At 61.8% G+C, this 18,441-nt stretch carries 12 protein-coding genes; 6 read left to right on the top strand and 6 right to left on the bottom strand.

Going from position 1 to position 18,441, the window contains the following annotated elements:
- The first annotated feature begins 64 nt into the window (after positions 1-64).
- The 6 genes from CFE428DRAFT_RS08440 (at position 65) to CFE428DRAFT_RS41000 (ending at position 8,038) form a co-directional block, all read left to right on the top strand.
- Entirely contained in the window at positions 65-610 is a 546-nt protein-coding gene (locus CFE428DRAFT_RS08440) for a sigma-70 family RNA polymerase sigma factor (protein ID WP_006979090.1), read from the top strand.
- The gene (locus CFE428DRAFT_RS08435) at positions 607-1,995 is read left to right on the top strand and encodes a FecR domain-containing protein (RefSeq protein WP_006979089.1); all 1,389 of its coding nucleotides are present in this window, start codon (positions 607-609) and stop codon (positions 1,993-1,995) included. The genes CFE428DRAFT_RS08440 and CFE428DRAFT_RS08435 overlap by 4 nt, the downstream gene beginning before the upstream one ends.
- Positions 1,996-2,114: 119 nt before the next feature.
- Positions 2,115-5,246 (top strand): PSD1 and planctomycete cytochrome C domain-containing protein, encoded by a 3,132-nt coding sequence (locus CFE428DRAFT_RS08430; protein WP_006979088.1) that lies wholly within the window; start codon positions 2,115-2,117, stop codon positions 5,244-5,246.
- A gap of 4 nt (positions 5,247-5,250) precedes the next feature.
- Complete coding sequence (locus tag CFE428DRAFT_RS08425; RefSeq protein WP_006979087.1) at positions 5,251-6,681, top strand: DUF1501 domain-containing protein; 1,431 nt, start codon at positions 5,251-5,253, stop codon at positions 6,679-6,681.
- Positions 6,682-6,798: 117 nt separating this feature from the next.
- Positions 6,799-7,881: an NHL domain-containing protein gene (locus tag CFE428DRAFT_RS08420; protein ID WP_006979086.1), complete on the top strand. Its 1,083-nt coding sequence runs from the start codon at positions 6,799-6,801 to the stop codon at positions 7,879-7,881.
- 85 nt (positions 7,882-7,966) lie between these two features.
- On the top strand, positions 7,967-8,038 hold the full coding sequence (locus CFE428DRAFT_RS41000; RefSeq protein WP_420196876.1) for a hypothetical protein: 72 nt from the start codon (positions 7,967-7,969) through the stop codon (positions 8,036-8,038).
- 227 nt (positions 8,039-8,265) lie between these two features.
- Here CFE428DRAFT_RS41000 and CFE428DRAFT_RS08415 read toward each other — a convergent pair whose 3' ends face one another.
- The 6 genes from CFE428DRAFT_RS08415 to dnaX all read right to left on the bottom strand — a co-directional run bounded on the left by CFE428DRAFT_RS08415 (position 8,266) and on the right by dnaX (position 18,360).
- A complete protein-coding gene (locus CFE428DRAFT_RS08415; RefSeq protein ID WP_006979085.1) occupies positions 8,266-9,924 on the bottom strand; it encodes a hypothetical protein in 1,659 nt (552 codons plus the stop codon).
- Positions 9,925-10,023: 99 nt separating this feature from the next.
- A complete protein-coding gene (locus tag CFE428DRAFT_RS08410; protein WP_006979084.1) occupies positions 10,024-12,252 on the bottom strand; it encodes an NADP-dependent isocitrate dehydrogenase in 2,229 nt (742 codons plus the stop codon).
- Positions 12,253-12,654: 402 nt separating this feature from the next.
- Positions 12,655-14,940, bottom strand: coding sequence for an outer membrane protein assembly factor BamB family protein (locus CFE428DRAFT_RS33280; RefSeq protein ID WP_006979083.1), 2,286 nt, complete (start codon positions 14,938-14,940; stop codon positions 12,655-12,657).
- A gap of 176 nt (positions 14,941-15,116) precedes the next feature.
- Positions 15,117-16,100 (bottom strand): helix-turn-helix domain-containing protein, encoded by a 984-nt coding sequence (locus CFE428DRAFT_RS08400; protein ID WP_006979082.1) that lies wholly within the window; start codon positions 16,098-16,100, stop codon positions 15,117-15,119.
- Between the two features lie 133 nt (positions 16,101-16,233).
- Entirely contained in the window at positions 16,234-16,548 is a 315-nt protein-coding gene (locus tag CFE428DRAFT_RS08395; RefSeq protein WP_006979081.1) for a YbaB/EbfC family nucleoid-associated protein, read from the bottom strand.
- A 15-nt stretch (positions 16,549-16,563) separates the two neighbouring features.
- Complete coding sequence (gene dnaX / locus CFE428DRAFT_RS08390; RefSeq protein WP_006979080.1) at positions 16,564-18,360, bottom strand: DNA polymerase III subunit gamma/tau; 1,797 nt, start codon at positions 18,358-18,360, stop codon at positions 16,564-16,566.
- Between the last annotated feature and the right edge of the window lie 81 nt (positions 18,361-18,441).

The following is an 18,441-nucleotide window of genomic DNA, read 5'->3' as shown; positions in this document are numbered from 1 at the left end:
CGGTGTCGATTCTTTAAAATTTTGTGTCCAAATTGTCCGACGCCAAACCTTCTGGCTCCAAACAATGGACGCCCAGCTCCCCGACTCCACCGCTGACACCGAGGCTTACCTCCGGTTGTTGACCCAGCATGACCGCTGGCTGGCGACCTATGTCTATAGCCTGGTGGCCAGCACGACCGATGCGCAGGACATCCTGCAGGAGGTGAAGGTGACGATGTGGAAGCATTTCGCCAGTTTTGAAGCGGGGTCGAATTTCCGCGCCTGGGCGCGCAAGATCGCCACGAACCAGATTTTGAATTATCGGCGGGCAGCGCAGCGTCATCCGAAGGCGGAGCTCGAGGAGCAATTCATCGAGGCCGTGGCGGCGGAGATCGACCGGCGTGCCGATGTGCTCGACCGCAAGGCGGACGCCCTGCGGATTTGCCTGCGCAAGCTGCCCGAGGCGCACCGCAAGATCGTGGTCTGGCGTTATTACGAAGATTGCGGCGTGGAGGAGATCGCGACGAAGAGTTCGCGCTCAGTGGAAGCCGTTTACCGCCTGCTCAGCCGCATCCGCAGCGTGCTCAACGATTGCGTGAGCCGCCAGCTCGCTCAGGTCTCATCGACATGAAGACACCACCGCCAGACGATCGCATCGACCGGGCCATCGAGGGGCTGCTGTCTCCCGAGGAGCTGGACCAATTCAAGGCGGACGTGATCCGCGACGCGGACTTGCGCGCGGCTTATGTCGATCGCTTGTGGCTGCATTCGTCGCTGCGAGCGGAGCGGGAGACGTTGATGGAAGTGCTGCAGGAGGCGCCGGCGGAAGAGAAGATCGTGCGACGCTGGCCGGTGGCGGTGTGGGCGGCAGCGGCGGCGGCATGCGTGACGCTGGCGGCGAGCGTGTGGACGTTTGGCAAAGGGACGATTCATCACCGCCCGGTGGCCACGCTGATCCAGGCGGAGAATTGCAAATGGGCCGGCTCGGAATTGCCCACGGCGGTGAATTCCAGGCTCGGCACGGGCACGCTCGCGCTGCTCGAGGGCATCGCCACGCTGAAGTTCAACAGCGGCGCGACGGTGATGATCGAGGCGCCGACCAAGCTGCAGATTCGCGACGCGATGCATTGCCGATTGATCGAAGGCACGGTGACGGCCGAAGTGCCGAAGCCGGCGCATGGGTTCACCATCGATACCGCGGATTTGAAGGTGAAGGATCTCGGCACACGGTTTGGCCTCACCACGGGGACGATGGGCAATTCCCAAGTGCGTGTTTTTCAGGGCGAAGTGGAAGTAGGCCACGCGCACGACGGCAAGGTGCAACTCCTCACGGAAGGCAAGGGCATGAGCGTCGCCGGCAATACCGCAGTCGGGCAGGAGCCGGCGCGCGGCCAGCAGGTGCAGGAGGCGGATGGCTGGACGAGCATTCCGACTTCCTTCGGACACGGTCGCGATGGCTTTGCGCGCCGCGGCGACAATGGCGGGCCTTTCGGCATGCAACCTGTGCTGATGGTGAAGCACACGGAGCTCGAAGCCAGCCACCGGAACGAGCGCCGGGCCGTGGTGACATTTGATGTTTCGCAAATCCCAACCGCCCGCGCCGGCGAAGCGCAGCTCGTGCTCGATCCGGTGCCAAGTGGCTTCGGCTTCTCGGCGCTCGTGCCGGATTCGCGGTTCGCCATCTACGGTATCACCGACGAATCGCTCGACGCCTGGAACGAAAAGGAAATGCGTTGGGCGTCCATGCCGGGCTGCACGGATGATGGTCCGAATCCGAATCAGACGCAGCGGCTCGCGGAATTCTGGATTCCCCGCGGTGGCACCGGTGGTGCCATCACCATCCGCGGAGATGCCATCGCGGATTTCATCCGTCACGATACCAACGGGCTGGTGAGTTTCGTCATCGTCCGCGAAACCGGCGAGAGCGACCCGAGCGGTCTGGTGCATGGGTTTGCCTCGAAGGAACACCCTACCGCGCGGCCCCCAACGCTGCGTATCAAGCTTTCCCCGCAATGAAAAAGGCAGAACACCCAATGTCCCGGATGAAATACCCAACATCCAACACCCAACATCCAACATCCAATGGAAGAGACGCTACCGCGTGTGCGCTTGCGTCATTGAATGTTGGGCGTTGGATGTTGGGTGTTGGATGTTCTGCCTTTCTTCTTCTCTCCGCCACCGCCGCCTTCGCTGCGGACGACGACGCCCAACGCGAAGCGAACAAATTCTTCGAATCCGAAGTGCGGCCGTTGCTGGTGAAGCGTTGCTTCGAGTGCCACGGCGAGAAAAAGCAGAAGGGGGGGCTACGCGCGGATAGCATCGGCGCGCTCAAAACCGGGGGCGACAACGGTCCCGCGCTCGTGCCCGGCGATCCGGAAAAATCGCCGATGATCCAGGGCGTCCGTTATGCGGACAAAGATTTCCAAATGCCGCCGAAGCAGAAGCTGCCGGATGCGGAAATCGCTACCCTGGAGAAGTGGATCAAGATGGGCGCGCCGTGGCCGCAGACCGAGGCGGACAAGGGCAAGATCGTCGAGGGCGGGTTCACCGAGGAGCAGCGGAATTGGTGGAGTTTCCGGCCACTGGCCAAGGTTTCACCGCCGGAGATCGCGAGCGCCTGGGTGCGCAATGACATCGACCGTTTCGTCGCCAAAAAGCAGGCGGAGATGCATCTCGATCCCGCGCCGGAAGCCGACCGTCGCGAGCTGGTGCGCCGGGTGTATTTCGACCTGCACGGCCTGCCGCCCACGCCTGCGCAAGTCGAGGCCTTCGTAAACGACAAGTCGCCCGATGCTTACGAAAAGCTGGTCGACGAATTGCTGGCCAGCCCGCAGTACGGCGAGCGCTGGGCGCAGCATTGGCTTGATCTTGTGCGCTATGCGGAGAGCGATGGTTACAATGCGGATGAATATCGTCCCGCGGTGTGGCCATATCGCGACTGGGTCATCAAGAGCCTGAACAACGACATGCCGTACAACGAGTTCGTCCGCGACCAGATCGCCGGGGACGAAATCGCGCCGAACGATCCGAACGTCCTCATCGCCACGGAGTATTTGCGCAACCCGATTTACGAGTGGAATCAGCGCGACGTGCGTGGGCAGTGGGAGATCATTCTCAACGACATCACCGACACCAGCGGCGAGCTTTTCCTCGGCCTCAGCTTCGGCTGCGCGCGCTGCCACAATCACAAGTTCGATCCCATTCTGCAGAAGGATTACTATCGGCTGAAGGCCTTCTTCGCCCCGGTGCATTGGCGCGATGACCTGAAACTGGCCACGCCGGAACAGAAGGCGAAGTACGACGAGCAGGAGGCGAAGTGGGAAGCGGCAACGGCGGAGATCCGCGCGCAGATGGATGCGCTGACCAAACCGCTCGTAGACAAAAAAGTGGAGCACGCGGTGGATAAATTCACCGACGACCTGCAAACGATCATCCGCAAACCAAGCGGTGAACGTGACGCCCTGGAGACGCAGCTCGCCGGCCTCTGCCAGCGGCAAATGACGAAGGAGGAAAAGACCTTCGACCCGATGAAGAGCATCAAGAGCGAAGAGTCGAAGGCCAAATACAAGGAGCTCGAAACGGAGCTAAAGAAGTTCGATTCCCTCAAGCCCACGCCGTTGATGGATGCCTTTGTCGCCACGGATGCGAGCGCGAAGGCGCCGCCAACGTTCATGAAATCGCGCAAGGGCGAACAGGAAGTCGCGCCCGGCTTCCTCACCCTGCTCGCGCCGGGCGATCCGGACATCCAGCCGATCGGCAATTCCACCGGCCGCCGCACGGCGCTGGCGAATTGGATCACGCGTCCCGACAACCAGCTCTCCACGCGGGTGATCGTGAATCGCGTGTGGCAATATCACTTCGGCCGCGGGATCGTGGCCACGGCGAGCGATTTCGGGAAGCTGGGCGAGAAGCCGGTATTCCCCGAGTTGCTCGACTGGCTGGCCGAGCGCTTCGTCGCGGAAGGCTGGAGCCTGAAGAAACTGCATCGCGAGATCCTGCTCTCGGCAACGTATCGGCAAACGGCGCGACGCCAGGCGACGGAAGTCGCGGCGAAGCTCGACCCGACGAATCATCTGCTCTGGCGTTTCAATCCGCAGCGGCTCGACGCCGAGGAAGTGCGCGACTCGATGCTCGAAGCGAGTGGCGAGCTCGACTTCAAGGCGGGTGGCCCGGCGGAAGACGGCAACTCCATGCGCCGCTCGATCTACACGATGAAAAAGCGCAACAACCAGAACGAGTTGTTGCGCAGCCTCGACGCGCCCGCCGGTTTCTCCAGCACCGCGGAGCGGCAGAGCACAACCACGCCCACGCAGGCGCTGCTGTTGATCAACGGCGACTGGCCCATCCAGCGCGCCCGCAAGCTGGCCGGCCGGGTGGAGAAGCTCGACGACGCCTGGACTTACACGCTGGGCCGGCTGCCCACCGCGCAGGAGCGCGAGCAGGCCGAAGCGTTCATCAAACAACGCACCGGCGGCGCCAGCGCGCATTCGACGTCGGGCGCCGACGCAGCGGAAAATGCCGGTGAATTCAAGGAAAACACGCCGCAGGAGCGTCTGCTCGTGCAAACGCCGGAGAAGGAAGGCGACGAGTTCACCGTCGAATCAATCTTCACCCTCAACAGCATCGATACCGCGGCCGCCGTACGCACCATCGCCTCGCGTTGGACGGGCGGTAAGGACAGCCTCGAATCCTTCGGCTGGAGCCTCGGTGTCACCGGCGAGAAATCCCGCTTCAAGCCGCGTAATCTCATTATCCAGCTTGTCGGCGAGGACGACAACACGAACATCGCGTATGAGGTCATTCCTTCGAATGTCCGCATCGAACTCGGTCATCGGTACCATGCTTCGGCCACGGTTTCGTGCATCGATCACAACGTGATTTTCCGCGTGCAGGATCTCACCCAGCCGGATGCACAGCCGCAGACAGTCACTGTCCCCTGCTCCGTCCGCGCCAAGCTCAGCGGCGGCGCTTCGTCGCTCGTCTTCGGCGGCTTGAACAAACGCGCACCGCAACACCAGTGGGATGGCCGCATCGAAGCGGTGCGCATCGCCACGGGGAAACTGCCCGAGCAGGAGCTGACTTCCGCCGATCCGTCGAAATGGAAATCCGCACTCGTGAATTGGACTGCTGCGCTGGGACCGAGCACCCAGTTCGCCTGGTCCGGCAGCGACGCCAAGGCGACGGAAGCCAGCGATCCCTATCGTCAGGCGCTGAATGATCTCTGCCAGGTCCTGCTCAATACCAACGAATTTTTCTACCTCCACTAACGCCATGTCCTGCCACCACTACGATCACCCCCATTCCCGGCGCGAATTTCTGCGCCGTGCCGGTTGCGGCTTCGGCGCCGTGGCCCTCGCCGCGCTCATGCGCGACAACGTCCTCGCCACGGAAGAAGGAGCGCCCAAGCCCACAGCGCCCTCCAAATTTCCCGACCACGTGGCGCGCGCCAAAAACGTCATCTTCCTTTTCATGGAAGGTGGCCCGAGCCATCTCGATACCTTTGATCGCAAACCGCTGCTCAACGAACTCGCCGGCCAGGGATTGCCCGCGAGCTTCAAGGCGCCGATCACCGCCATGGGCGAAAGCAAGTCGCCCCTGCTGGCGTGCAAGCGCACCTGGAAGCAGCACGGCCAGAGCGGGCTGTGGATTTCCGATTGGTTCAACCGGGTCGCCGAGCACGCCGATGATCTCGCGATCGTCCATTCGTGCGCCTCGGATGGCATCAACCACGCTGGTGGCGTGTGTTCGATGAACACGGGTTCGGTCTTCGGCGGACGCCCCTCGCTCGGCGCGTGGGTGTCCTACGGCCTCGGCTCGGAGAACCAGAATCTGCCCGGCTTCGTAGTCATCAAGGATAGCGAAGGCACGGTGGTCAACGGCGTGCGCAACTGGGGCAGCGGCTTCATGCCGGCGGTGTATCAGGGCGTGGAGTTCAACGTCGAAGGCGCGCCGATCAAACACCTGGAAAATCCCAAGGGCGTGACCAACGCGCGGCAGCGCGAGAAGCTCGACCTGCTGGCGGAATTCAACCGCGAATATGGCGCGACCCGCACGGACAACACGGAGCTCGAGGCGCGCATCCGCGGCTACGAACTCGCCTATCGCATGCAGGCCGAAGCGCCCGCGGTCGTCGATCTCAGCAAGGAAACCGAAGCCACCAAACAACTTTACGGCATGGATCACGAGGAGACCGCCGTCTTCGGTCGCAACTGTCTCCTCGCCCGCCGCCTGGTGGAAAACGGCGTGCGCTTCGTGCAACTCTACAGCGGCGCGGGCAGCAAATGGGACAGCCACAAAAACATCGAGCCGCTGCATTCGAAACTCTGCCGCTCGGTCGATCAGCCGATCGCCGGCCTGCTTTCCGATCTCAAGATGCGCGGGTTGCTCGACGAGACGCTGGTCATTTGGGGCGGCGAATTTGGCCGCACACCGATGAGCGAGCAGGGCGACGGTCGCGATCACAATCCCACCGGTTTCACCATGTGGATGGCCGGCGGCGGCGTGAAAGGTGGCCAGATCTTCGGCGCCACCGACGATCTCGGCCTCTACGCCGTGGAGGATCGCCTGCACGTCCACGACATCCACGCCACGATCCTCAATCTCCTCGGCATCGATCACACCAAGCTCATCTACTCGCACAAAGGCCGGCCCGAGCGCATCGACCAGAACGAGGGGCACGCGTATAAGAAGATCGTGAGCTGAGGGTGGGAGCTGTGTAGTAATCAGTAATCAGTAATCAGTGTAAGCAGCCGCAGATACTGATCACTGATTACTAATTACTGATTACTGATTGCTGCCTCTGCCCACTACTTCACCCCCATGAAATCCCTCCTGCTCCTCCCTCTCGCACTCGCGTTGACTCTCGCGGCTTCGGCCGCAGATTGGACCATTTCGACCTTTGCCGGCTCTGGCGTTCAAGGCTTCAGCGGTGACGGCGGATTGGCAACTCAAGCGACGCTCAACAACCCTTTCGGCCTCGTCCGCGGACCGGATGGCGCGATTTGGTTTTGCGAATACGGCGGCCAGCGCCTCCGCCGGGTCACGCCGGACGGGAAGATTCACACCGCCGCGGGCATCGGGCAAAAGGGTTACAGCGGCGATGGCGGTCCCGCCTTGGAGGCGACCTTCAATCTGCCGCACGAGATTCGCTTCGACAGAGCGGGCAACTACTACATCGCCGACATGGCGAATCACGCCATCCGTCGCGTCGACGCGAAGACGAAGATCATCACTACCTTCGCCGGTACTGGAAAGCCCGGCTACAGCGGCGACGGCGGTCCAGCCGCGCAAGCGCAACTCAAGCAACCGCACAGCATTCAATTCGGCCCGGATGGCTCGCTCTATATCTGCGACGTCGGCAACAACTGCATCCGCAAGGTGGACATGACCACCGGCACCATCTCGACCTTTGCCGGCACCGGCAAAGCGGGAGATACGCCGGATGGCTCGCCCATCGAAGGCACGCCGCTCAAAGGCCCGCGCTCGATGGATTTCGACAAGGAGGGCAACCTGTGGCTCGTCACGCGGGAGGGCAACCAGGTGCTGAAGTTCGACGCGAAGACCGGCATCATTTCGATCGCCGCCGGCACGGGCAAAAAGGGCTTCACCGGCAATGGCGGTCCAGCGCTCGAGGCGACTCTTTCCGGACCAAAGGGCATCGCCGTCGATGCCCAAGGGAATGTGTGGCTGGCCGATACCGAGAGCCACAGCATTCGCGAGATCAACGCCAAGACCGGCGCGATCGAACTGGTCGCCGGCGATGGCCAGCGAGGCGACGGCCCGGATGGCAAGCCGCTGCATTGTGAGATGGACCGCCCGCACGGCATTTTCATCGACGCGGATGGTTCGGTTTACATCGGCGACAGCGAATCGAATCGGGTGCGGGTGCTGCGAAGGAAATAGTTAATGGTTGAGAGTTGATAGTTGATAGTCGGTTTTCGACTATCGGGTCACCAGCGAGGGGCCGGAGCGTCGGGGCTAGATTTTCGTGGATGCGGATGGGACGGTGTATATCGAGGATAGCGAGTCGAATCGCGTGCGAGTATCGAGGAGGAGATAGAGGTGCAGGCGAATCTGAAAGAGCGTGCCTGAAACGCTTGCGTTTTGGAGTGCGGCGCTGCTGCGTAGCTTTTAAATAATCGCGCTCTTCGCTGGCCAACGAGCGCACCTCTCAGGATAACATCGCGAAGGAGCCGCATCGCTCCGCGATATTCCAAAGCGGCGCAGCAGCGCCGCACTCCAAAACGCAAGCGCTGCACCTCGCAACACGCAATGCATGTGCGGTCTCTATTTCGCAGTGCTGACTCGCTGGCTGGCGATGGCCTGCACGACGACGATCCCAATGAATACGGCCATGGCGGCCAGCGAGAAGAGCAGGTAGCCGCCATAGGTCGCGCGGTAGCGATAGATATCCAGCGTGTGGACGATGCACACGCCGAAGGCATTTCCGGCCGGCGCGAGGAAGAGAAACAGCACCGCCCAACCGGCGATGCGCAACTTGTGCAGCCGCGACCACAGCACCGTCAAAATCAGGCTGCCGAGGAAGAGCAATTCCAGCGGCAACGCCACCGCCGCCACCTTATCGCGGAACTTCCGCATGAGCGGATATTTCGCCATCAATCCGGTCTGCGCGGCCTGCAAATCGATCTGCCGGCCGTACTCGACGTACATCTCTTCCACATCGCTCGTCAGCCGCGCCAGACCTTTCCCATTCCAGACCGTGGCGGTGTCGTGATAGGCCTTCGACAGATTCACCTGGTCATCGAAAAAGGTCTTCGACTCCGGCTGCACGAAGTGCATGAACTGGCGTAGGATCTTCTGCGTGTAAGCCAGTGGAGCGTGGAGGACCGCGCTGAAATACTCGTTCAAACAAAACTTCCGAAATTTTCCCCGCGCATCGCCGGCATAAACGGTGATCGCTTTCGACAGCGTGTCGCTGTGCATGAGGTAATCCGCATTGAAGCCGAGTTTCTCGTAAACCTTGTGCTGATTCTTCGCGTTATGGATTTCGCTATCCAGCACGCCGACGAAATCGCGCAGCCGCGTTTTCCCGGGGTCGGAATCCGGCATCGCCGCCAGTTTGGCATTCAGATCGTGCTCGACGAATTCCGCATGGACACAAAGCAACGCGTCGGGCAGGAGCGTGACCGATGCCCCATCGCGAATGACAAAGAAACGCGCGGGCAGCGAGAAAATCGCCAATGCCGCAACGACTCCGAGAATGGGCGTCCACAGCCGCACCCGCAGGGGAAGTGCGCGACCGAAGAAGCCAATCGCCACCGGCAGCGAGGTCGTGATCGTGGCGAAATACCAACTCGGCTTCAGCACGAGGCAGCCATAGGCCAGCGCGATTGCCGCGATGCCGAGCAGCATCGCCGGATTACTGCGCGGTGTCTGCCAGCGGTATTTGCAATAGCCCATGACACAGGCCAGCTGCGCATAAACAAACAGCGGCAGCACCGACTCTGGCCGCAACGACATCGCAAAGAAGATGGTCTGCTGATTGACCAACGCCACATAGATCGGCCACACACCGAGAAGCAACAGAACGAAGCGGACCCAGCGATTGAACGGCAGCAGCGAAACCCAGCAGCGCCAGGTGATGGCCATGAAGATGCCCGAGCAGAGACCCAGGAATTTTTGCCAGGCGGCGATCCCGGTGAAGGTGCCGGTCGTCTTTAAAAACATCGCCAGCATCGTCGGGTAAAGCCAGTCGCGGCCGTCGGTCTGCTGGAAGCCCTGGCCGCTGAGCCAGGTCAGGGCCGGGTTCAGGTAGCCCCAGGTATCGGGGTCGGCCAGCGGCACTCGCGGCCATACCCGCCAGGCTTTCCAGGCAAGCGCGAGGACCACACACAACACCAGCAATTCGATCGCCATCAGCACGCTGGCCATGACACGCGAGGGCTCCGGCGGTTTCTCGGTGGGCGCGATATCGGGGCTGGTCATCGGTTTTCCTATGATTCCTATACCTCCTATCCCTCCCATTCCTCCGATCCGCGGTTTGGCAGATAGGAGGCATAGGAAGAATAGGAGTAATAGGGCGCGCTAAATCCCCGCGAGGATCGCGTTCAGCGTGGCGCTGGGGCGCATCGCGGCGGAGGTCTTGGCCTCGTCGGGCTTGTAATAGCCGCCGATGTCCGCCGGCTTGCCTTGGACGGCGATCAATTCGCTGACGATTTTCGATTCGTTGGCAGCGAGCTTTTCCGCGACCGGCGCGAAGAGGCGCTGCAGGTCGGCATCCTTGGTCTGCGCGGCGAGGGCCTGCGCCCAGTAGAGTGCGAGATAGAAATGGCTACCGCGGTTGTCGATGCCGGCGCCGACTTTGCGCGCGGGCGACTTGTCGTTCTCGAGGAACTTGCCGTTGGCCTCGTCGAGGGTGTCGGCCAGGACTTTCGCTTTCGCGATTTGGAAGGTCTCGCTCAGGTGTTCGAAGGACGCGGCCAGGGCAAAGAATTCGCCGAGCGAATCCCAGCGCAGGAAATTTTCCTCGGTGAATTGTTGCACGTGCTTCGGCGCGGAACCGCCGGCGCCGGTTTCGAAAAGGCCGCCGCCATTCATGAGCGGAACGATGGAGAGCATCTTCGCGCTGGTCCCGACTTCGAGGATCGGGAAGAGATCGGTGAGATAATCGCGGAGCACGTTGCCGGTGACGGAGATGGTGTCCTGGCCGTCCTTGAGGCGCTCGAGAGTGAACTCGCAGGCCGCGGCGGGCGCGAGAATGCGGATGTCGAGGCCGCCGGTGTCATGATGTTTGAGATAGGTATTCACCTTGGCGATGATCTGCGCATCGTGCGCGCGCTTCTCATCGAGCCAGAAGACGGCGGGCGTGTGCGCGGCGCGGGCGCGATGCACGGCGAGCTTCACCCAGTCGCGGACGGGTGCGTCCTTGGTCTGGCAGGCGCGCCAGATGTCGCCCGGCTCGACGGCGTGCTCGAGGAGCACAGCACCGCTGGCGTCAGTCACCCGCACCGTGCCGGCCGCGGGGATTTCGAAGGTCTTGTTGTGCGAGCCGTACTCTTCCGCAGCCTGGGCCATGAGGCCGACGTTCGGCACGGTACCCATGGTGCGCGGATCGAAGGCGCCGTGCTTTTTGCAAAACTCGATCACCGCCTCGTAGACGCCCGCATACGAGCTGTCGGGAATGACGGCGAGCGCGTCCTGCCGCTCACCCTTCGCATTCCACATCTTGCCGGAATCGCGGATCATCGCCGGCATCGACGCGTCGACGATCACATCGCTCGGGACGTGCAGGTTGGTGATGCCTTTGTCGGAGTTGACCATGGCGATGGCCGGGCCGTTCGCGTAGACGGCCTGGATGTCTGCCTCGATAGCGGCTTTTTTGTCCGCAGGGAGATTCTGGATCTTGGCCACGAGATCGCCGAAGCCGTTGTTGAAATCGACGCCGAGTTCCTTGAGCACGGCACTGTGTTTGGTGATGAGGTCCTTGAAGAAGGTCTTCACCACGTGGCCGAAGATGATCGGGTCAGAAACCTTCATCATCGTGGCCTTGAGGTGCACGGAGAAGAGCACGCCGGTTTTTTTGGCTTCGGCGATTTGCGTTTCGAGGAACGCAACGAGCGCTTTCTTGCGCAGGACCGTGGCGTCGAGGATTTCGCCGGCTTTGAGCGGCGTCTTTTCCTTGAGCACGGTGGCCTGGCCATCGGCGCCGACGAACTCGATCTTCACCTCCGTCGCCGCGCTGACAGTGAGGGATTTTTCGTTGGAGAAGAAATCGTCGCGGCCCATGGTGCCGACGCGGGTCTGCGAATCGGCCGACCAGGCGCCCATCGAATGCGGATGCTTGCGCGCGTAATCCTTCACCGCCTTCGGCGCGCGGCGATCCGAATTGCCTTCGCGCAGCACCGGATTCACCGCGCTGCCCTTCACTTTGTCATAGGCGGCACGGGCTTTTTTCTCGGCGTCGGTCGAGGGCGCATCCGGATAATCGGGCAGCGTGTAGCCCTTCTTTTGCAGCTCAGCGATCGCGGCCTTCAGCTGTGGCACCGAGGCGCTGATGTTCGGGAGCTTGATGATATTCGCTTCGGGCTCGAGCGTCAGCGCGCCGAGCTCGGCCAGGGCGTCACCGATGCGCTGCTCCGGCGTGAGGACTTCGGGAAAGTGGGCGATGATGCGGCCGGCGAGCGAGATATCGCGGGTTTCCACCGCGATGCCCGAGTGCTTGGTGAAAGCCTGCACGATGGGCAGGAACGAGTAGGTGGCGAGCGCAGGTGCTTCGTCGGTCTTCGTGTAGATGATGGTAGGTGCCTCGGCCATAGATGGGGAATGTGATGGTGGGGTGGAAAAGGGGGGAAATTTAAACAGGCCCGCCAGCCGTGGTCGAGAGTGTGTCTTGTCTTTCGAAAAATTCCGCGGGGGTTTTCCCCTACCACCCTCTTCTCAGCAACGCCGAGCTACATTATCGCAACGCCGGGAAAGCCGCCTTCCGTCAAAGGCGCGATAAATGGGCGCATGAACTATCACAATTTCGCGAGTCGTCTTATGACCCATCGTCCGCCGGCCATCGCCGCAAAAGAGATCAGCTCCAAGCCGGCGCCGAAGAAATCCAGCGACGGAGCCACCGGCGCTACGCCGCGACGGAAACGGGGGTGACGCAGCAGGATTGAGGGATTCGAATTACGCGAGAGAGGTGGCACGTTTGCGTTTTCTCTATCACGCTTACCGCCCGGGCACGCGGAGGTCGTAGGCGTTCAGCGTGCCGGCGTTGTCGCGCACGAAGAGCCGGCCGTTGGCCAGCGTGGGCGTGGCGTAGCATTTGCCATCGAGGGCTTTGAAACGCGCGGCCGGCTTGAGCTCGGTGACCGAGGCCGGCGCGAGGACGACTTCGCCCTCCCGCGTGAGAAAGATCCAGTGGTCATCCGAGAGAATGAATGTGCCGATCGGCACGGTGTCGGTAACCCAGTGCGCTTCGCCGGTTTCGGCATTGAGACAGGTGAACTCGGTGACGGAGCGGCGCTTTTCATTAAACGCGAAAAGACAATCGCGATAGAGGATCGGGTTGTTGAACAGCAGGGCGAATTGCTGGTTTTTCCAGGCCACCCGAACGTTGGGTTCGGCGGCAAGATCCCAGTCCAGCAATCGGGCGAAGGGTTCGCTGCTGTTGCTGACGAGAATGCGATGCCCCACAAACACGGGCGTGAGCGAGTTCGTATAGTCGCGGCCCGTGATGTGATAGGACCAGAGGACATGGCCATCCGCGGGGTCGAAGACATCGAGCGCTTCCCCCTTGAGCATGACGACGAACTGGTGGCCGTCGCGCTCGAACATGCGCGCCGAACTGTAGCCGGCCTCACCGCTGCCGGCCTTCCACTTCAGCTCCCCGGTCGTGGCATCGAGGGCCGCCGTGGAACCGACCCTGCCCGGCTTGGCTCCGATATCGAGAAAGACCCGGCCATCGGCGACGAGTGGAGATTGCGCATAGCCGTAGACGGGCCGTCTTCCGCCGATATCCTTCAGGTGCTTTTGCCAGGCGAGTTTGCCATTCGAAACATCGAGGCAGACGAAGTCGCCCTCCCGCGTGAGCGCAAAGACACGCCCACCGGAAATCGTGGGCGTGGCCGCGGGGCCATTCGGAACGATTTCCATTCCGTAGGCGTTGGATTTGCACGGGAGAGAGAAGTGCCAGAGCTCGTTTCCGGTCGCCGCATCGAAGGCGAAAATCGTGTCCGTCCCATTCCCATCATTGCCTTGGGCGATCAACCGGCCATCGGCCACCACCGGCGCGCTGAGCCCCATGCCAACCTGCACGCTCCACAATTTTGGCGGACCGTCCGCCGGCCAGTCCTTGCGCCAGCCGGTTTCCGGAGCGATGCCGTCGCGGTTCGGTCCGCGCCATTGCGGCCACGCTGCGCCGCCGGGCTCGCTGGGTTGCTGGACGCTGGCGCCAGTGCTCGCGCCTTTCGCCACCGGCGGGTCGGCGGGCGCAGACGATGCAGCTGGCGCGGCGGCCGAAGTCTTGGCCTCGAGCGAGATGAGTTCGAGCTCGCCTACATGTCCTTGGTGATTCGATCCGCCCACCGCCGCGAGGCGTCCATCGGGCAACGGCAACAAGCGATGGAAAAAGCGGGGCGGATTCAGCTTGGTGACTTCCTGCCACTGCTGGCCATCGGCACTCAAGGCCAGGACCTTGCCGGAGAAGGGAGTCGCGTACAACTTGCCGCCTTGCTCGCACGCGGCCACGCCGAAGCCCGCCATGGTGTCATCCGGCAGATCGGGGCCTTTTCCCCACTCGCCGGTCGCGGGGTCGAACCAGTCGACGTTGCGCGCCAGTTCATCGTGATTGTCGATGCCTCCGATGAACCAAATGCGGCCCGCGTGAGCCACCGCGGCGAGAGCGCGACGCTGAAACGGTTGCGACTGGGATTGCCAGCCTTTCTCCGGAGCCTTCAAGTCGAAGGTCAGCAGCGTGTCATACCAATGGGTGTTCGCACCGCCCCCACCCTTGCCGGAAAGATTCCAACCGCCGCCAACGTAAATGGTGTGATCGAGGATGGCTGCGTCGCCGCTGGAGCGCGGTTGCGGGAGTGGTGTCAGGAGTTCCCATTTGCCCGTCGCGGGATCGAAACGCATGACCTCGTCCGTCGATAGCAGGTCATCCTTCGCGCCTTTTTCGTTGCGCGCCGTCATCCCTCCGATGCGGATGACTTTCCCTTCGTAGGTCACCAGCGAGCAACTCAGCAACGACAAGCCTCCCGGAAGCGATTCCCACGTTTTGCCCGAGGGCATTTGCAGGCGGAAGAAATCGCCTTTCACGCATTCCTTGTTGAACTCGTGGGCTTTGCCGGTGTTGCCGCCGTAAACATACAGCCAGCCTCCATCGATCGTTGCGCCGAAGCTCGTGACCGGCTCGGGCATCGGGGGCAGTCCGCCACTCTCCGCAGCGGCCGGAAGGGTGAGGAAAAAAAGCGCGCAGAGCGCAACGAGGAGACGAGGGATCGGATTCATGGGAAGGGGTCGCGGGAATGCGGTCACGAATGCTTCGCAGACACCGGGAGTATGGCCGGAAAGGTTGTTCTGCGGAATACTTTCTGTGTTGGGGAAAGTTGTGGCGACAGTCGGGTTGGCGCTCTCTCCTCGGTGTCACCCTGACTCCGCTGAGAAGCGCCCTCTCGAATCCCTGCCTACGCCTTCGAACTCTTCGCCCGGCGGCCGGGAATCCGCACTGCCGGATACAAACCGGGACAGCAGCCCATCTGCTCGACGAAGGCTTTGTTGAAAGCGCTGAGGCTATTGTAGCCGACACTCATCGCCGCCTCGGTGACATTGGCTTTGCCCGATTTGAGCAACTCCGCCGCGCGCTCGATACGTTTCATGCGCAGGTATTTCGGGATGCTCACGCCGGCCTGTTCGGCGAAGACGCGGCTGAGATGAAAAGGGCTGCACCCCACTTCCTGGGCGAGCATTTCGAGCGACGGTGGATTCTCCAGATCGCGCTCGATGAGATAACACACGCGGTCGACGCGCTCACGATTTTGCCGCTGGTGCCGATGGCAAAAGAGCTCGTTTGCGCTGTCGGTCACGAAGAGCGTCTGGGCGAGGATTTCGAGAACCTTGGCGCGATACCACATGGAGCGCGCGGCCTCAGGCACGGGCGGTTGGAGCAGTTCCATCCGCGCGCCGAGCAAGGAAGGCGGCAACGGGATGATCTCCAGCCAGGGAGGCGGCGCACCGATGCTGTCCATGAAGCGGACAACCGGCTCCTTCAACCGGTCGCGACTGGCTTCGAAATGGGTGCGCAGGAATTCGCGGCCCATTTCCAAGGTAAGAAAACGGTGCCACGAACCGGCAGGACGTTTCGCCTTGGGGCGGCCGGAATGCGTGGTGTAGATGGCCACCTGGCTGGACTCGAGTTGCCGTTCGACGGGACCGTCCTGCAAAGTGCCGGCGCCGGAAAAATTGAGGCAAATCTCCAGGCAACCCGGATGAAAACTGCGCGACCAATCCATGTCGGAATCCACCCGGAAGTCATGCCATTCGATGCTCACGCCGCCGTCGAAAAAGCTGCCGTCCAGAGGCCGCCAAACACCATTCACCCCTTTCCACGCAGCCTGTTCCACTGGCGTGGAATCCGCAGACGAAGGCGAAAGGTTGTCGGGCCAGAGCATTGATGAGATTAAGTCTCAATAGCAAGCCAGCGTCAACCGCTTTCCCAACAGGTCGTTTTCAAAGCTGGAATAAATCCACAAGCTGCTCAAAACCAGCAGCTTGCGGATCAATATCGGAGTGAATCCGGGCTTTTTAGAAACCCATCCCCGGCGGCAATCCCATGCCGGCAGTGAGTTTGCTCATCTCGGACTGCTGAAGCGCCTTGCCTTCTTCGATCGCCTTTTGCACGCCACTGAGGATCAGATCCTCGAGCGATTCCACGTCCTCGGGATCAACCACCGTCTTGTCGATCTTGATCGAAAGCACTTCGCCCGCACCGTTGGCCGTCACGGTCACCTTGCCGCCGCCGGCGGTGGCGGTCACAGTCTTGTCAGCGAGTTCGGATTGGGTCTGTGCCAATTGCTCCTGCATCTTGGCGGCCTGCTGCATCATTTTCTTGAGGTTCATAATATGGTGTTCGGTTTAGGCGGGAAGAATTTCGGCTTTGAATTCCGCGAGCGCTTTCTGGATGAGAGGATCGTTCTTGAAGGCTTCCATCGGGTCGACTTTGGGCTCCGGCTTGGCCTCTTCGCGGGCGAGCTTCTCTACCACGAGCCCCGCGCGCGTTTCGGTTTTCAGTGTGACGGGAGCGCCCGTCAATTCCGTGAGCAATTTTTCCAGGAAGCCGCGGTTATTCGGCCGCTCACAAGTATCGCGCGCCAGGTCCGCCGACGGCGGGAAGGACAGGAGCGCCACGCCACTGCTGACGTCGGTCAACTGGCCTGACTCGACCCAGTCGGAAATCAACGGACGGTCCTTGCGAACACGCGTCACCAGTTGCGGCCAGAGTTCCTGCGCATTGGCGGAAGGAGCCACGGTGGCCGCCGGTTTCGCTTCCACTTTGTGTGCAGGCTCTGCGCTCACTTTCGGATCCGGCTTCGGCGCTGCGGCAGGCGTTTTCTTTTCACTTCCGCCGATGGAAGCGGCAACAAAAGCGCTGAGCGAAGGACGACTGGCCGGAGCCTCCGCGGGAGCAGGAACGGAAACGGGAGCCGCAGGCTCTGCGACAGGCGCAGGCGAGGATACCGGTGCCGGCTTGGGCCGTTCAGTTTTTTTTTCCGCGACCGCAGCCACCGGGGTTTTGGGCGCTTCGACTTTCTTCACCGGGCGCTCGGGCATCGCGCCGCCGCCACGAATGGCAGTGAGCGTATCGAGCACCTCCGTCAGCGACGCCTGGCCGAGCGTCTGGACGGCCCGGATGGCGGCGATTTCGAAATGCATCTTCTTGTTCGCCGCCCACTTCATCCGGCTCTCCGCATCTGCAAATTGCTCGATCAAATTCAACAGCTTGTCCGCGGCGATGCGGCCGGCCTGGGCGGTGAGTTCCGCGATGGCTTCGGCACTGAGATCTTCGTGCAAGGTCTCCGGCGCGCTTTGGGCAACGAGTAGATTGCGCAAATGCTCAATGAGGTCCGCCATGAGCCGGCTCAGATCCTTGCCCGCATCGGACTGTTTCTGGATCGCCCCGAGCGCGGCGCCGGTGTGGCCATTGATGAGGTGCTCGCAGAGTTCCGCCACCGTCTGTCGCGCGGTGAAACCGAAAATGTTCAGGACGTTCTGCTCGTCGATCTTGTCGCCGCAGAAAGCGACGAGCTGATCGAGCATCGACTCCGCGTCGCGCAGGCCTCCCTCGGCGCCGCGGGCTATGCTCTCCGCCGCCGTCGGGGTGAGCTCGATGGCTTCCTTCCCCGCGATGAAGAGCAGGTGCTGGGCAATTTCCGGCGTCGGAATACGGCGCAGGTCGAACCGCTGGCAGCGGGAAATGATCGTCGTCGGCACCTTCTGCACGTCCGTGGTGGCGAAGACGAACTTCACGTGCGGCGGCGGCTCTTCGAGCGTCTTGAGCAGCGCATTGAACGAGGAATTCGAAAGCATGTGGACCTCGTCCACGATGTAGAGCTTGTAGTTTCCGCGCGTGGGCGCGTATTTCACGTTGTCGATGATGATCTCACGGATCTTGTCGACCTGGGTGTTCGACGCGGCGTCGAACTCGAGGACGTTCAGCGAATTTCCGGCGGCGATCTCCTTGCACATGTCACACACGCCGCAGGGGTTGGTGGTCGGGGCGTGAACGCAGTTCAACGCCTTGGCAAAAATGCGCGCGGTGCTGGTCTTGCCCGTGCCGCGCGGGCCCACGAAAAGATAGGCCTGCGCGAGGCGATTCTGCGCGATGGCGTTCTTCAACGTCGTCACGATATGCGCCTGGGCCGACGATCTCATCGAACGTCTGCGGGGCGATATTTGCGGGCGAAAACCGTGTAGCTCACATGGGGGAGGCTAAATGGGTCGGCGCGGATTGAA

This window comes from Chthoniobacter flavus Ellin428 (assembly GCF_000173075.1).
GTDB classification, from domain to species: domain Bacteria; phylum Verrucomicrobiota; class Verrucomicrobiia; order Chthoniobacterales; family Chthoniobacteraceae; genus Chthoniobacter; species Chthoniobacter flavus.
This window is presented reverse-complemented; position numbering and strand designations above follow the sequence as displayed.

Coding starts and splice junctions, on each gene's coding strand:
- CFE428DRAFT_RS08440 (WP_006979090.1), top strand. CDS start 65: ATGGACGCCCAGCTCCCCGACTCCACCGCTGACACCGAGGCTTACCTC.
- CFE428DRAFT_RS08435 (WP_006979089.1), top strand. CDS start 607: ATGAAGACACCACCGCCAGACGATCGCATCGACCGGGCCATCGAGGGG.
- CFE428DRAFT_RS08430 (WP_006979088.1), top strand. CDS start 2,115: ATGTTGGGTGTTGGATGTTCTGCCTTTCTTCTTCTCTCCGCCACCGCC.
- CFE428DRAFT_RS08425 (WP_006979087.1), top strand. CDS start 5,251: ATGTCCTGCCACCACTACGATCACCCCCATTCCCGGCGCGAATTTCTG.
- CFE428DRAFT_RS08420 (WP_006979086.1), top strand. CDS start 6,799: ATGAAATCCCTCCTGCTCCTCCCTCTCGCACTCGCGTTGACTCTCGCG.
- CFE428DRAFT_RS08415 (WP_006979085.1), bottom strand. CDS start 9,924: ATGACCAGCCCCGATATCGCGCCCACCGAGAAACCGCCGGAGCCCTCG.
- CFE428DRAFT_RS08410 (WP_006979084.1), bottom strand. CDS start 12,252: ATGGCCGAGGCACCTACCATCATCTACACGAAGACCGACGAAGCACCT.
- CFE428DRAFT_RS33280 (WP_006979083.1), bottom strand. CDS start 14,940: ATGAATCCGATCCCTCGTCTCCTCGTTGCGCTCTGCGCGCTTTTTTTC.
- CFE428DRAFT_RS08400 (WP_006979082.1), bottom strand. CDS start 16,100: ATGCTCTGGCCCGACAACCTTTCGCCTTCGTCTGCGGATTCCACGCCA.
- CFE428DRAFT_RS08395 (WP_006979081.1), bottom strand. CDS start 16,548: ATGAACCTCAAGAAAATGATGCAGCAGGCCGCCAAGATGCAGGAGCAA.
- dnaX (WP_006979080.1), bottom strand. CDS start 18,360: ATGAGATCGTCGGCCCAGGCGCATATCGTGACGACGTTGAAGAACGCC.